Raw genomic sequence first — 14,497 nt, forward strand, 5'->3', positions numbered from 1 at the left:
CCGTGATCTCGGAACAAGCCCCAGGGAAGCTGCAAGGCGAGCATGTCCAGCGCCGGATTCGTCCATCTCCACGTCCATTCCGCCTATTCGCTGCTGAAGGGCTCGATCAAGATCGGCAAGCTCGGCGAACTCGCCAAGGCCGACCGCCAGCCGGCGCTGGCGCTGACCGACACCGACAACATGTTCGGTGCGCTCGAATTCTCCGACAAGATGGCGAGCTATGGCATCCAGCCGATTGCCGGCTGCGAGCTCGCCATCGATTTCGGCGACATGGACCCGAATGCCCGCAATGCCGGCGCGGTCGCGCAGCCCTCGCGAATCGTCCTGCTCGCCGCACGCGAGGAGGGCTACCGCCACCTGATGCGGCTGAACTCGCGCGCCTTCCTGGAGACGCCGACGCACCAGGCGCCGCACATCAAGTTCGAGTGGCTGAACGAGGGTGTCGATGGTCTGATCGCGCTCACGGGCGGGCCCGATGGGCCGATCTCGCTCGCGATCCAGCACGACATGGCGGCACTTGCGACGCAGCGCTGCGAGCGGCTGGCAAGCCTGTTCGGCGACCGCCTCTACATCGAGCTGCAGCGCCACGGCGTCGACCGCGAGCGCCGCGTCGAAGGCGGCCTGATCGATATCGCCTATGGCAAGGGCCTGCCGCTGGTCGCGACCAACGAGCCGTATTTCGCGACCGCCGACGACTACGAGGCGCATGATGCGCTGCTGTGCATCGCCGGCGGCCATCTGATCGCCGACACCGAGCGCGTGCAGCTGACGCCGGATCACCGCTTCAAGACCCGTGCCGAGATGGCGGTGCTGTTCGCCGACCTTCCGGAGGCCTTGGCCTCGACGGTCGAGATCGCCGAGCGCTGTTCGTACCGGCCGCGGACGCGCAAGCCGATCCTGCCGTTCTTCACGGTCGGCGCCGGCACCGGCAGCGATGCCGTGGACGCCGCCAGCGCCGAGGCCGCCGAGCTGAAGCGACAGGCGGAGGAGGGTCTGGAGCGGCGCCTCAAGGTGCACGGCATGGCGCCGGGCATGACCGAGGAGGACTATCAGAAGCGGCTCGCCTTTGAGCTCGACGTCATCATGCGCATGAAGTACGCGGGCTACTTCCTGATCGTGTCGGACTTCATCAAATGGGCCAAGGCGCACGGCATCCCGGTGGGACCGGGGCGCGGCTCCGGTGCAGGCTCGCTGGTCGCCTGGGTCTTGACCATCACCGACCTCGACCCGATGCGGTTCGCGCTGCTGTTCGAGCGCTTCCTCAATCCCGAGCGCGTCTCGATGCCGGACTTCGACATCGACTTCTGCCAGGACCGCCGCGGCGAGGTGATCTCCTACGTGCAGCAGCGCTACGGCCGCGACCAGGTGGCGCAGATCATCACCTTCGGCACGCTGCAGGCGCGCGGCGTGCTGCGCGACGTCGGCCGCGTGCTGCAGATGCCCTACGGGCAGGTCGACAAGCTCACCAAGCTGGTGCCGCAGAATCCGGCCGCGCCGGTGACGCTCGCCGCCGCGATCGAGGGCGAGCCGAAGCTGCAGGCCTTCCGCGACGAGGACCCGGTGGTGGCGCGCGCCTTCGACATCGCGATGCGCCTCGAAGGCCTGACGCGGCATGCCTCGACCCACGCCGCCGGCATCGTCATCGGCGACCGGCCGCTGAGCGAGCTGGTGCCGATGTATCGCGACCCAAAATCGGACATGCCGGTCACCCAGTTCAACATGAAGTGGGTCGAGCCCGCCGGCCTCGTCAAGTTCGACTTCCTCGGCCTGAAGACGCTGACCGTGCTCGACGTCGCCGTGAAGCTTCTGAAGCAGCGCGACGTCCACGTCGATCTCGCGACCCTGCCGATCGACGACGCGCCGAGCTATCAGATGCTGGCGCGGGGCGACGTGGTCGGCGTGTTCCAGGTTGAAAGCCAGGGCATGCGGCGGGCGCTGATCGACATGCGCCCGGACCGCTTCGAGGACATCATCGCGCTGGTGGCGCTGTATCGTCCCGGTCCGATGGCCAACATTCCGACCTACTGCGCCCGCAAGCACGGTGAGGAGGAGCCGGAATATCTGCACCCGATCCTGGAGCCGATCCTGAAGGAGACCTTCGGCGTCATCATCTACCAGGAGCAGGTGATGCAGGTCGCGCAGCAGATGTCCGGCTATTCGCTCGGCGAAGCCGATCTCCTGCGGCGCGCCATGGGCAAGAAGATCCGCGCCGAGATGGACAAGCAGCGCGTCCGCTTCGTCGAAGGCGCCGTCAAGAACGGCGTGCCGAAGGACCAGGCCGACACGATCTTCGACCTGCTCGCCAAATTCGCCGACTACGGCTTCAACAAGTCGCACGCGGCCGCCTATGCGCTGGTGTCCTACCACACCGCCTACATGAAGGCGCATTATCCGGTGGAGTTCATCGCGGCGTCGATGACGCTCGATCTCAACAACACCGACAAGCTCTCGGAATTTCGTGCCGAGGCGCAGCGCCTCGGCATCAAGGTCGAGCCGCCGTCGATCAACCGCTCGGGGCCGACCTTCGAGGTCAGCGGCAACACCATCTTCTACGCGCTCGCGGCGTTGAAAGGCGTCGGCCCGCAGGCGATCGAGATGATCGTCGAGGCCCGCAGCAAGGGCGGCCCGTTCACCTCGCTCGCCGACTTCGCCTCTCGCGTCAATCCGCGTGCGATCAACAAGCGCATCATCGAGACGCTGGCCGCCGCGGGTGCGTTCGATGTTCTCGACAAGAACCGCGCGCGGGTGTTCGCCGGCGCCGACGCCATCGTCGCCGCCTGCCAGCGCGCGCACGAGGCCGCCACCTCCGGCCAGAACGACATGTTCGGCAACGCCGCCGACGCGCCCGCGATCATCCTGCCGAACATCGAGAACTGGCTGCCGGCCGAGCGTCTGCGGCGCGAATATGATGCGATCGGCTTCTTCCTGTCGGGCCATCCGCTCGACGACTACGCGGCGGCGCTGAAGCGCCTGCGCGTGCAGAGCTGGGCTGAGTTTTCGCGTGCGGTGAAGACCGGCGCGACCGCGGGCAAGGTTGCCGCCACCGTGGTGTCGCGCATGGAGCGGCGCACCAAGACCGGCAACAAGATGGGCATCATGGGTCTGTCGGATCCGACCGGCCATTTCGAGGCCGTGCTGTTCTCCGAGGGCCTCGCACAATATCGCGACGTGCTCGAGCCGGGCGCGGCGGTGCTGCTGCAGCTCGGCGCCGAGCTGCAGGGCGAGGATGTCCGCGCGCGGGTGCTGCATGCCGAGCCGCTCGATGATGCCGCCGCCAAGACGCAGCGCGGATTGCGCATCTTCCTGCGCGACACCAAGCCGCTCGATTCCATCGTCAAGCGCCTGCAGGGGCCGGAAGGTGCCGCGGTCAATGGCAACGGGGCGATCGCCAAGAGCGCCGCGCCGCCGTTGGCGCCCCGCACCGCAGCAGGCGAAGGCGAGGTGTCGCTGGTCATGATGCTGGACCTCGAAACCGAGGTCGAGATGAAACTGCCGGGGCGCTTCAAGGTTTCGCCACAAATCGCAGGTGCCATCAAGGCGGTGACCGGCGTGGTCGACGTGCAGCAGCTGTAATCGAGCCGATCGTTCCGCTGAAGCGGCTGCGTTCGGCGATCTTGCTGGTCGAACGGGGGGACGAGGAACAAAAAAGCTGCGCGTGGGCTGTACGGACATGCCTCCGTTCAACCGCGGTTCAGCCATTCTCCCGCTGAATCCGCGGCGGGTGCCTCGAAGGGGCTTGAACCATGCGCTTGACCAAGATCACCGCGAAGATCGTCCTGAGTGTCTCGCTCTGCCTGCTCGCCTTGGCGGCCTTGCCGCGGCTTGCCGCAGCGCAGCAGCCCGGCGTCGAAAAGCGTATCGCTCTGGTGATCGGCAACGGGGCCTATGCCAAGGGCCCGCTGGCGACGGCGGCCAACGACGCCGGTCTGATCGCGCAGACGCTGCAGGCCGCGGGCTTCGATGTGGTCGGCGCGCGCGATCTCGATGCCGACACGCTGCGCAAGAGCTTTCGCGATTTCATTCACAAGGCCCAGTCAGCCGACACCAACACCGTCGCGATGGTCTATCTCGCCGGCTACGGCATGCAGCTCGCCGGCGAGAACTATTTTCTTCCCGTCGACGCCAACATCGGCAGCGACGTCGACATTCCGACCGAAGGCCTGCGCCTCAGCGACTACATCCGCCAGCTTGCGGCGACGCCGGTGAAGGCCAGCGTCGTGGTGCTCGATGCCGCCCGCCAGCAGCCCTTCATCGCCAGCGGTCCGGCGATCGCCGGCGGCCTGGCGCTGGTCGAGCCCGATGCCAACATGCTGATCGCCTTCAATGCGGCGCCGGGCACGATCGCGCCGAACGAGACCGGCGCCTACGGCGTCTACGCGCGCTCGCTCGCGGAGATGATCCGCACCGGCGGCCTGTCGCTGCCGGAGGTGTTCGACCGGCTGCGGCTGCGCGTCAACGAGGAGACCAAGGGCGCGCAGGTGCCGTGGGATGCGCAGAAGATCCAGGCCGCCTTCACCTTCTTCGAGCGGGCGCCGGACGCGCCGGCCACGCCGGATTCGCCGGAGCAGACCGCGGCGCTGCGCTCGCGCCCGATCCGCGAGCTGCCGGTGCAGGAGGCCTATGCCGCGGCGCTGGAGCGCGACACGCTGCAGGGCTATGAGGATTTCATCGCCGCCTATCCGAGCGACCCGCTGGCGCGGCGCGTGCGCGCCCTCGTCGCCGCTCGCCGCGAGGCGCTGACCTGGCGACGGACGTTTCGCACCGACAGCCCGGAGGCCTATTGGTCCTACCTGAAGCGCTATCCCTATGGCGCGCATGCCGAGGACGCCCGGCGGCGGCTGGCGATGTTGTCGGCACAGCCGGCGCCGCCGCCGACCTTCGCGATGATCGAATATGACGTGCCGCCGCCGCCGCTCGACGAGGTGATCTATGTCGAACGTCCGGTGCTGCTGTTCTCGGATCCCGAATTCGATTTCGTGCCGCCGCCCCCGCCGCCGGTCTACATCCTGCCGCCGCCTCTGCCGGAGTTCGTGGAGCTGCCGCCGCCGTTCGCTCCGGTCGGCCTGTTCATCCTGCCGCGGCCGGTGTTCGTGCCGATCCCGGTCTATGTCCGGCCGCCGGCTTTCGTTGCCCCGCCGCCGAACAACATCATCTACCAGAACATCCACAACCCGACCGTCATCAACACCGTGATCAATCGTCCGGCGCCGCCGGCCGCGCCGATCACTGCCGGCCCCGCGGCCGTGACGACGCCGGCCGTGGCGGTGGCACCGGCCTTGCCGCCGGCCGTCGCGCAGCGCGCCACGCTGATCCAGCAGGGCAAGGTCCCGCCGCCGGGAGGACCGCTCACCAATCCCACGGTCCGGCCCGGTGCAGCACCGGCCATTCAGGCCAACGCTCCGCCGGGCGGACCCTCGCCGGCCATGACGGGACCCGGGCAGGGGCATGCCAATGTCAATCCGCTGCCGGTGCCCGGTCGCGGTGGTCCGCCGGTGCCACCATCGGTTCAGGCTCCTAGTCTGCGCCAGCCGGCACCGGCATCGCCCTCTGCCGCGCTGCCACCGCCCGCGCGCCAGGATCTGCGCGCGAACCGCACGCCGCCGGGCGCAGTCGTGCCGCAGCCCGCAAGGCCATCGGTGACGCCGTCCCGTCCGGTCATGCCGTCAGCCGTTCCGCGCGGGCCTGAGGTGAGCCCGCGCATTCAGCAGGCGACGCCACCGCAGATCCAGCGCCGCCCGCCGCCACCACCGGCGACGGCGCGTCTGAGCCCGCCACCGGCGCCGCCACGACCGCCGGTTGCACCGATGGTTCGGGCGGCTCCGCCACCTCGGCCGGCGCCACCGCCGCCGCAAGTCATGCGTCCGTCCGCTCCGCCACCGATGGCGCGTCCTGCGCCTCCACCGCAGATGGCGCGTCCCAGTCCGCCGCCGATGGCCGCCGTGGCCCGGCCGGCGCCGCCGCCGATGGCGCGGCCCGCGCCGCCGCCGCCACGTCCGGCGGCCCCGCCGCCGGGCAAGAGATGTCCGCCGAACGTCCCGCATTGCTGAGCCGCGGCGCGTTGGCCTGAGGTCGGCGCGGTTGCAACATCGGCCTGTTTTCGATATGGCCGGACCGCCGGACTGATCGATCGTGGGCGCAGGACGTCGGCGGCCGACGACGTGTTGCGGGGGCATCAGTGATATCAGCGTTTGTCGGGACCTTGCGCACGCTGTCTTTGCGAAGCTCAATCATGGCCGCGCTTTGCGGCGTCGGTATCGCCGGCCTGCCATCGCCAAGCGATGCTCAAGCGCTGCCGGGCGCCGAAGCCGTCTATGCCTCGGCGCCGCCGCGCCTGCTCCAGATCCGCACGCTCGTGGCCGATGCCGGCCGCCAGACCTCGACCGGATCCGGCTTTCTGGTCTCCGCCGACGGGCTCGCGGTCACGAACTATCACGTTGTGTCGGATGCAGCACTCGAGCCGAAGACATACCGGCTCGAATATACGGGAGCCGATGGCACGCAGGGCGGCGTCACGTTGCTCGCTGTCGACCTGCCCAACGATCTCGCGCTCGTTCGCGTCGACAAGCAGAACGCGCCGTTCTTTTCGTTCGACAAGGCCGCGCTCGACGGCAGCCTGCCGAAAGGCGAGCGGCTCTATTCGCTCGGCAACCCGCTCGACCTCGGCTTCACCATCATCGAGGGAACGTATAACGGTCTCGTCGAGCACAGCTACAACGATCACATCCATTTCACCGGCGCGCTCAATCCCGGCATGAGCGGCGGGCCCGCGGTGAATGCGCAAGGCCAGGTGGTCGGCATCAACGTCGCCACGCGCCGCGGCGGCCAGCTCATCAGCTTCCTAGTGCCCGCCCGCTTCGCGGCCGCGCTCCTGGCGCGCGGCCAGGATGCCAGGCCGGCGGCGGCCGATCTGCACAAGGACGTGATCGCGCAGCTTACGAGCTGGCGTGGAGCGCTCTACAAGTCGCTGGGCGAGGAGGGCTTCCGCGATCGGGTGTTCGGCTCCTATCAGGCGCCGGAGACGCGCGCGGGCTGGTTCGAATGCTGGGCGAGCACCAATGCCAGCGCGTCGCCGAAGCCGCGCGCCAGCATCAATTCGACCAGTTGCAAGGCCGAGGCCAGCGTCTATGTCGCGTCCGACCTCAACACCGGCGTGGTCGAGGTCAGCCACTCCTACGCGAAATCGATCGACCTCAATCAATTCCAGTTCGCGACCGTGCTGACGCAGCTGGCGCAGCCGCGACTCACCCAGGGCGGCTCGTTCCGCAAATGGTACACGCCGCAGCATTGCCATGCCGATTTCGTCGGCGTGACGCCGGCGGCCGCTCATCCGCCGCTACGCGTGCTGTGGTGCGCGCAGGGCTATCGCGAGTTCGACGGCCTCTATGACGTCGTGCTGGTCGCGGTGACGCAGGACCATGCCGACGAGGCGCTGGTGTCGCGGCTGAACCTGCAGGCGATCGCCTATGACGACGCCTTGCGCCTCGGCAAGAGCTTCCTCGAACGCCTGCAGGTCGCACGATGATCTGGATCGAGATCCTCTCCAAGCATCGCGACGTCGCCGGCCGCTTCCGCGTCGATGCCGCCGAGATCAGCATCGGCCGCGGCTACGACAATCACGTCATCCTCGACGATCCCTATGTCGCCGCGCGCCATGTGCGAATTTTCCGCGACGGCGAGGGGCGCCTGGTCGCCGAGGATCTCGGCAGCGCCAATGGCCTCTTTCTCGATCGCGGCAAGAGCCGGAAGCCGCAGCTCGTCCTCGACGGCGCCAAGCCGATCCGGATCGGCCAGACGCTGCTTCGGATCCGCGACGCCGGCCATGCCGTCGAGCCGGAGCGCCTCGCGGGCTCCGAACGCGGCGCGCTGCCGATCATCGCCGCGATCGCCCTCGGTGTCGTCCTGCTCGCGATCAACGCGGTGATGACCTGGTTTGCGCAGACCTCCGAGGCGCATCTGTCCGATTATCTTGTGCCGACCGTCACGATGATCGGGGTGGTCGTCGCATGGGTTGGCGTCTGGGCGCTGCTGGCGCGGCTGTTTTCCGGCCGCTCGCATTTTCTGCGCCACCTCCTGATCGCGCAGGCCGGTCTGATTGCGTTCTGGGTCTACAGCGAGTTCGCCCAGATTGCCTCGTTCGCCCTGACCTGGAGCGCTGTCTTCATCTACGGCTACGTCGTCTCGTGGATTGTTCTCGCCGCGACCTGCTTGCTGCATCTGCGTGAGGTCGGACGCACCCATATGCTCGCCAAGAGCCTGGTGGTCGGCCTTTTGCTGGTGGTCGCGATCGCGATCCAGACCGTGCAGCGGTCGGAGGCGTTGGCGAATTCCGGCCGTCCCAACGTCAGCCACGTGCTGATGCCGCCGTCCCTGCGCCTGGTCCCGGTGCAGGACGATCAGACCTTCTTCGGAGACGCCGCGCGGCTGAGGGCGAAGCTCGATGCCGACCGCGCCGCGCTGGCCCCGGCCGGTGTGGAGCGCTGATCACAGTTCCACTGTCTTTGCTCCCGGAGGTTGAAAGTTCCCTGGTTCCCGTCATAGCCTCGAAGCCCGGGTTTCTACGGGGAGGGGGCAATGAACAGGCGAGCGCTGTTGGGATTGGGAGCGGCATTTCTGGTATCAGGATGCCTGACAGGGAAGGAAGGCACCGAATACGCTGTGGTGTCACAGAAGATCGGGGCACCGCGTGCCGGGCAGTCCCGCATCATCATCATGAGCTTGAAGGATGCCTGGCTGGACCGGACCACGTGCGACGCCAAGGTCGATGGCGTCGCGCTGAGCCGCCTGATCCCCGGAACCTATGTCTACGTCGACCGTCCGGCCGGTCCGCACCACCTCGTCGCCACCCAGACCCTGTTCCCAGGCGACTCGGTGCTCGATTTCAACACCGAGCCGGGGCGGACCTATTTCTTCTCGATCAGGCCCAGTGATCGGTCCAGGGCTATGCAGGGCGGCGGCATGGCGTTCGGCCTGCTCGGCATGGGCGTCATGGCCGCGGCCTCGTCGGGCGCCGACAACAAGGGTCCGGTCGACTTCGTTCCGCTGCAGGAGGGGCAGGCCCGGACGGCGATGGTTGAGCTTCTGCCGGCCGAATAAGCCCATTTTCCTTGCGTTGCGCCAAAATCCGGCTATATAGCGCGCCATCTCACACGGAAACTTGGCTCTCCTAGAGGGCGTCCGGTGGCAAGCCGGGCCTTGACGGCCCGTTTTTGCTCACGCGTTTCCGGAGGAATCAACCGGAGAATATCCAATGGCGCTGCCTGAATTCACGATGCGTCAGCTGCTCGAAGCTGGCGTGCACTTTGGTCACCAGTCTCACCGCTGGAATCCGAAAATGGCCGATTTCATTTTCGGAGCCCGCAACAACATCCACATCATCGATCTCGCCCAGACCGTGCCGCTGCTGCACACGGCGCTGCAGGCCGTCAGCGACACCGTCGCCAAGGGCGGCCGCATCCTGTTCGTCGGCACCAAGCGCCAGGCGCAGGACAACGTGGCCGATGCAGCCAAGCGCTGCGCGCAGTATTTCGTCAATTCGCGCTGGCTCGGCGGCACGCTGACCAACTGGAAGACGATCTCGGCCTCGATCAAGCGCCTGCGTCATCTCGACGAGGTGCTGTCCTCGGGCGAAGCCAACTCCTACACCAAGAAGGAGCGGCTGACCCTGCAGCGCGAGCGCGACAAGCTCGACCGCTCGCTCGGCGGCATCAAGGACATGGGCGGTCTGCCCGACATGATCTTCGTGATCGACACCAACAAGGAAGACATCGCGATCCAGGAGGCCCAGCGCCTCAAGATCCCGGTGGCCGCGATCGTCGACACCAATTGCGATCCGAAGGGCATCACCTACGTCGTGCCCGGCAATGACGACGCCGGCCGCGCCATTTCGCTGTACTGCGACCTGATCGCGCGAGCCGCCATCGACGGCATCTCGCGCGCGCAGGGCGAGCTCGGGATCGACGTCGGCGCCTCGGCGGCTCCGCTCGAGGAAGATCTTCCGGCTGCGTCCACTTCGACGTTCCAGGGTCTGCCTGGTCCGCGCGGAACCGCCGATGATCTCAAGAAGCTCACCGGCGTGTCCGGTGCGATCGAGAAGAAGCTCAACGACCTCGGCATCTTCCACTACTGGCAGCTCGCCGAGCTCAACCACGACACCGCGCACCAGATCGGCGAAGAAGTCGGTCTCCCGAGCCGGGCCGATGCCTGGGTCGCGCAGGCCAAGTCGCTCGCCGACGCGTAAGACGACACAACACCATTCTGGCCGGCGTCTCACGCCGGCCATCGCGACTGAGATAGGTTTTTCCTGGCAGCGGGCGGCGACGAGCCATCCGCTGCGTCGCGCTTTGGACAGGCAAAAGGACGTTCAACGATGGCTAATATCACCGCAGCGATGGTGAAGGACCTGCGCGAGTCGACCGGCGCGGGCATGATGGACTGCAAGGCCGCGCTCACCGAGAACGGCGGCGACATGCAGGCCGCGCAGGATTGGCTGCGCAAGAAGGGCCTGTCGAAGGCCGCCAAGAAGGCCGGTCGCGTTGCGGCCGAGGGCCTGATCGGCGCGCTGACCTCCGGCAAGAAGGGCGTGGTCGTCGAGGTCAATTCCGAGACCGACTTCGTCGCCCGCAACGAGCACTTCCAGGGTCTGGTCAAGATGATTGCCCAGGTCGCGCTCGACGTCGGGGCCGACGTGGAGAAGATCAAGGCCGCCAAGGTGGGCAGCATCACGGTCGAGGCCGCGATTGCCGATTCGATCGCCACCATCGGTGAGAACCAGACGCTGCGGCGTGCGGCTTCGCTCGAAGTGAGCCAGGGCGTCGTGTCGAGCTACGTCCATGGCGCCGTCATCGAGGGTGCCGGCAAGCTCGGCGTGATCGTGGCGCTGGAGTCGCCCGGCAAGACCGACGAGCTCGCCGTGCTCGGCCGTCAGCTCGCGATGCACGTCGCCGCGGCCAATCCGCAGGCGATCGATGCGGCGGGTCTCGATCCGGAGCTCGTCAAGCGCGAGAAGGACGTGCTCGCCGACAAGTATCGTCAGCAGGGCAAGCCGGAAAACGTGATCGAGAAGATCGTCGAGTCCGGTCTGAAGACCTACTACAAGGAAGTCACCCTGCTCGAGCAGGCCTTCATCCATGACAGCGGCAAGTCGGTCGCGCAGGCGCTGAAGGAAGCCGAAGGCAAGGTCGGCGGTCCGATCAAGGTTGCCGGTTTCGTCCGCTATGCCCTCGGTGAGGGTATCGAGAAGGAAGAGACCGACTTCGCTGCCGAAGTCGCCGCCGCCAGCGGCAAGAAGTAACGACTGAGCACAGTCACGATCCGGCGCGGCGTTCGCGCCGGATCTCAACGCGCGGGATAGGAGAGCATTGGCACATGGCTGAGCCGGTCTATCGTCGCGTCGTGGTCAAGCTGTCCGGCGAATATCTCGCGGGCCCTCATTCCTTCGGCATCGACCAGCCGACCGTCGACCGCATCGCCGATGACCTCATCGCGGCCCAGAAGCTCGGCGTCGAGATCGCAGTCGTGGTCGGCGGCGGCAACATGGTGCGCGGCGTCGAGGTGTCGTCGCAGGGCGTGTCGCGTCCGACCGGCGACACCATGGGCATGCTCGCCACCGTCATGAACTGCCTGGCGCTGGAAGCCGCCATCCAGCGCAAGGGCACCCCGGCGCAGGCGCTCTCCGCTTTCGTCATGCCGGAGGTGTGCGAGCTGTTCACCCGCGCTGCGGCGCACAAGTCGCTGGCCGAAGGACGCATCGTCGTGCTCGGGGGCGGCACCGGCAATCCCTATTTCACGACCGATACCACAGCGGTCTTGCGGGCGGCCGAGATCGGTGCCCAGGCCGTGCTCAAGGCCACCAATGTCGATGGCGTCTATAGCGCCGATCCCAAGAAGGATCCGGCCGCCAAGCGCTTCGACCGGCTGACCCATTCGCAGGCCATCGAAGGCGGCTACAAGGTCATGGACGCGACCGCATTCGCCCTTGCCCGGGAAACGTCGCTGCCTATCATTGTGTTCTCCATTGCCGAACCGGGCTCGATCGGCGCGATGCTGCAGGGCGAAGGGCGCGGCACCATCGTCGCGGGGTGAGCCGCGGCACCGTCGGCCGCCGGTGTTGGACCGATCCCGAGCCTGCGGTAGAAGCGTAAGCGAGACAGGATTTCATCCGGGAGTCGCCCGAGTCCGGCCGCAGGCATTTCAAGGCCTGGCAGAGCCGGCCGCAACGCCCCGGATTGCAGAAAGGAAAGCGTGATGAGCACGGGCAATTTCGACCTCAACGAACTGAAGCGCCGCATGCAGGGCGCGACCCAGGCGCTGAAGCACGAGCTCGGCGGCCTGCGCACCGGCCGCGCCTCGGCGTCGATGGTGGAGCCGGTCCAGGTCGAAGCCTATGGCTCGCACATGCCGCTCAACCAGCTCGCGACCGTTTCCGTTCCCGAGCCGCGCCTGCTCTCGGTGCAGGTCTGGGACCGCTCCATGGTCAAGGCCGTCGAGAAGGCGATCGTCGATTCCAACCTCGGCCTGTCGCCGGCGACCGAAGGCCAGGTGATCCGGCTGCGCATTCCCGAGCTCAACCAGGAGCGGCGCAAGGAGCTGGTCAAGGTCGCGCATAAATATGCGGAAGCTGCCCGTGTCGCCGTCCGCCATGTCCGCCGCGACGGTCTCGATACCCTCAAGAAGCTCGAGAAGAATCACGAGATGTCCGAGGACGATCAGGAGCGCCTCGCTGCCGACGTGCAGAAGGCGACCGACAGCGTGATCTCGGAGATCGACCAGCTGCTGGCGGCGAAGGAAAAGGAAATCCTCACCGTCTGAAGGATGCGCTTGATGTCCAATGCCGCGGCCCCGATGACGGAGGCGCCGGACCGGTCCGACGGACCGGCCCATGTTGCCATCATCATGGATGGCAACGGCCGCTGGGCTGCGGCCCGCGGGCTGCCGCGCGCGGAAGGGCATCGCCGTGGCGTCGAGGCGTTGCGCCGCGTGGTGCGCGCCTCGCATGAGCTCGGCATTCGCTATCTCACCATCTTCTCGTTCTCGTCCGAGAACTGGTCGCGTCCGGCCAGCGAGATCGGCGACCTGTTTGGGCTGCTCCGCCGCTTCATCCGCAACGATCTCGCAACGCTGCATCGCGACGGCGTGCGTGTCAGGGTGATCGGCGAGCGCGACGGGCTCGAGCCCGACATCTGCGCGCTTCTCAGCGAGGCCGAGGATCTGACCCGGGGCAACACCAAGCTCACGCTCGTGGTCGCCTTCAACTACGGCTCGCGCCAGGAGATCGCGCGCGCGGCGCAGCATCTGGCCCGCGAGGTCGCCGAGGGCCGGCGCGATCCGGCTTCGATCGATGCCGATGCGATCGGCGCTCATCTCGATGCGCCCGATATTCCCGATCCCGATCTCATCATCCGCACCAGCGGCGAGCAGCGGCTGTCCAACTTCCTGATGTGGCAGGCGGCCTATAGCGAGCTGGTGTTCGTGCCCATCCATTGGCCCGACTTCGACAAGGCCGCGCTGGAGGGCGCGATCGCCGAGTTCGGCCGGCGTGAACGCCGCTTCGGCGGTCTCGTGGCGAAAACCGCCTCGTGACCAAACCGGATACCGCAGCCGTGAGAGACGCCGCCAACGCCGCGCAGCGCAATGATCCCGCGCCGCCGAAAAAGGCTGCAACCAGCAATCTGGTGATGCGGGTGGCGGCGGCGCTGGTGCTGGTGCCGCTGGCGCTCGGCGCCGCCTATGCCGGCGGCGTATTCTGGACCGCACTGGTCACGGTGGTCGCGGTCGGCCTGTATCTCGAATGGCTGATGGTGGTGGGCGAGGTTCGCACGGCCAGCGTCGGCACGGCCGGCGCACTGGCCATCGGCGTTGCCGGCCTTTGCTGCGCTTATGGCCTGATCGACTTCGCCGTCGTCGTGCTTGGGCTCGGCCTCGTCGCCGTCACTGCGCTCGCTGCGGGACGTCGCGCCTGGGTGGCCGCCGGCTTCGTCTATGCGTCGGTCGCCGAGCTCGGCTCGGTGCTGGTGCGCTTCGATGCCGCCGAGGGATGGCATGCGCTGGTGCTGGTGTTTCTGGTCGTATGGGCCAGCGACATCGGCGGCTACGTGGCGGGCCGCAGCATCGGCGGGCCGAAGCTCGCGCCGCGGATCAGCCCGAACAAGACCTGGGCCGGCGCCGTCGGCGGCTTCGCCGCCAGCCTCGTCGCCGCGGCCGCCTGGTCGATGGCCGGCGCCGGCGGCCTGATGGCGATGCTCATGCTCGCCGCGGCGCTGTCGGTGGTCTCGCAGCTCGGCGACCTGCTCGAATCTGCGGTGAAGCGGCAGTTCGGGGTCAAGGACTCCAGTCACATCATTCCCGGCCATGGCGGCCTGTTGGATCGCCTGGACGGCTATGTCGCGGCGATCGTCGTCGCCGCATTGCTCGGTTTGCTGCGCGGCGGCCTCGATGGCGTCGGCCGCGGTCTTCTGGTTTGGTGACCGGCAGCGCGGCTGGCCGGTCGAGATTGTTTGGT

11 protein-coding genes are annotated in these 14,497 nt (G+C 67.5%); all 11 read left to right on the top strand.

The annotated features are described in order from the left end of the window. Positions 1-42: 42 nt before the first annotated feature. Complete coding sequence (gene dnaE, locus QX041_RS10655) at positions 43-3,573, top strand: DNA polymerase III subunit alpha (protein ID WP_316165241.1); 3,531 nt, start codon at positions 43-45, stop codon at positions 3,571-3,573. Positions 3,574-3,743: 170 nt separating this feature from the next. Further along, positions 3,744-6,047, top strand: coding sequence for a caspase family protein (locus QX041_RS10660; protein ID WP_316165243.1), 2,304 nt, complete (start codon positions 3,744-3,746; stop codon positions 6,045-6,047). A 182-nt stretch (positions 6,048-6,229) separates the two neighbouring features. Continuing rightward, the gene (locus QX041_RS10665; protein ID WP_315827151.1) at positions 6,230-7,522 is read left to right on the top strand and encodes a serine protease; all 1,293 of its coding nucleotides are present in this window, start codon (positions 6,230-6,232) and stop codon (positions 7,520-7,522) included. Beyond that, complete coding sequence (locus QX041_RS10670; protein WP_316165244.1) at positions 7,519-8,481, top strand: FHA domain-containing protein; 963 nt, start codon at positions 7,519-7,521, stop codon at positions 8,479-8,481. Before QX041_RS10665 ends, QX041_RS10670 begins: the two co-directional genes overlap by 4 nt. Before the next feature lie 90 nt (positions 8,482-8,571). Beyond that, on the top strand, positions 8,572-9,093 hold the full coding sequence (locus tag QX041_RS10675; protein WP_316165245.1) for a hypothetical protein: 522 nt from the start codon (positions 8,572-8,574) through the stop codon (positions 9,091-9,093). Positions 9,094-9,247: 154 nt separating this feature from the next. After that, on the top strand, positions 9,248-10,237 hold the full coding sequence (locus tag QX041_RS10680; protein WP_315711596.1) for a 30S ribosomal protein S2: 990 nt from the start codon (positions 9,248-9,250) through the stop codon (positions 10,235-10,237). Between the two features lie 129 nt (positions 10,238-10,366). Next, on the top strand, positions 10,367-11,290 hold the full coding sequence (tsf, locus tag QX041_RS10685) for a translation elongation factor Ts (RefSeq protein WP_315711597.1): 924 nt from the start codon (positions 10,367-10,369) through the stop codon (positions 11,288-11,290). Between the two features lie 74 nt (positions 11,291-11,364). Beyond that, positions 11,365-12,081 (top strand): UMP kinase, encoded by a 717-nt coding sequence (gene pyrH / locus QX041_RS10690; RefSeq protein WP_315711598.1) that lies wholly within the window; start codon positions 11,365-11,367, stop codon positions 12,079-12,081. 162 nt (positions 12,082-12,243) lie between these two features. Beyond that, complete coding sequence (gene frr, locus QX041_RS10695) at positions 12,244-12,807, top strand: ribosome recycling factor (RefSeq protein WP_315711599.1); 564 nt, start codon at positions 12,244-12,246, stop codon at positions 12,805-12,807. A gap of 12 nt (positions 12,808-12,819) precedes the next feature. Next, positions 12,820-13,578: an isoprenyl transferase gene (locus QX041_RS10700; protein ID WP_315711600.1), complete on the top strand. Its 759-nt coding sequence runs from the start codon at positions 12,820-12,822 to the stop codon at positions 13,576-13,578. After that, a complete protein-coding gene (locus QX041_RS10705; protein ID WP_316165247.1) occupies positions 13,575-14,462 on the top strand; it encodes a phosphatidate cytidylyltransferase in 888 nt (295 codons plus the stop codon). The genes QX041_RS10700 and QX041_RS10705 overlap by 4 nt, the downstream gene beginning before the upstream one ends. Positions 14,463-14,497: the final 35 nt, after the last annotated feature.

Origin of the sequence: Bradyrhizobium sp. SZCCHNRI2009, assembly GCF_032485115.1 — a bacterium.
Taxonomy (GTDB): domain Bacteria; phylum Pseudomonadota; class Alphaproteobacteria; order Rhizobiales; family Xanthobacteraceae; genus Bradyrhizobium.

What these genes read in the sequence shown, in the direction of transcription:
- dnaE (WP_316165241.1), top strand. Translation starts at nt 43, where the DNA reads ATGTCCAGCGCCGGATTCGTCCATCTCCACGTCCATTCCGCCTATTCG.
- QX041_RS10660 (WP_316165243.1), top strand. Translation starts at nt 3,744, where the DNA reads ATGCGCTTGACCAAGATCACCGCGAAGATCGTCCTGAGTGTCTCGCTC.
- QX041_RS10665 (WP_315827151.1), top strand. Translation starts at nt 6,230, where the DNA reads ATGGCCGCGCTTTGCGGCGTCGGTATCGCCGGCCTGCCATCGCCAAGC.
- QX041_RS10670 (WP_316165244.1), top strand. Translation starts at nt 7,519, where the DNA reads ATGATCTGGATCGAGATCCTCTCCAAGCATCGCGACGTCGCCGGCCGC.
- QX041_RS10675 (WP_316165245.1), top strand. Translation starts at nt 8,572, where the DNA reads ATGAACAGGCGAGCGCTGTTGGGATTGGGAGCGGCATTTCTGGTATCA.
- QX041_RS10680 (WP_315711596.1), top strand. Translation starts at nt 9,248, where the DNA reads ATGGCGCTGCCTGAATTCACGATGCGTCAGCTGCTCGAAGCTGGCGTG.
- tsf (WP_315711597.1), top strand. Translation starts at nt 10,367, where the DNA reads ATGGCTAATATCACCGCAGCGATGGTGAAGGACCTGCGCGAGTCGACC.
- pyrH (WP_315711598.1), top strand. Translation starts at nt 11,365, where the DNA reads ATGGCTGAGCCGGTCTATCGTCGCGTCGTGGTCAAGCTGTCCGGCGAA.
- frr (WP_315711599.1), top strand. Translation starts at nt 12,244, where the DNA reads ATGAGCACGGGCAATTTCGACCTCAACGAACTGAAGCGCCGCATGCAG.
- QX041_RS10700 (WP_315711600.1), top strand. Translation starts at nt 12,820, where the DNA reads ATGTCCAATGCCGCGGCCCCGATGACGGAGGCGCCGGACCGGTCCGAC.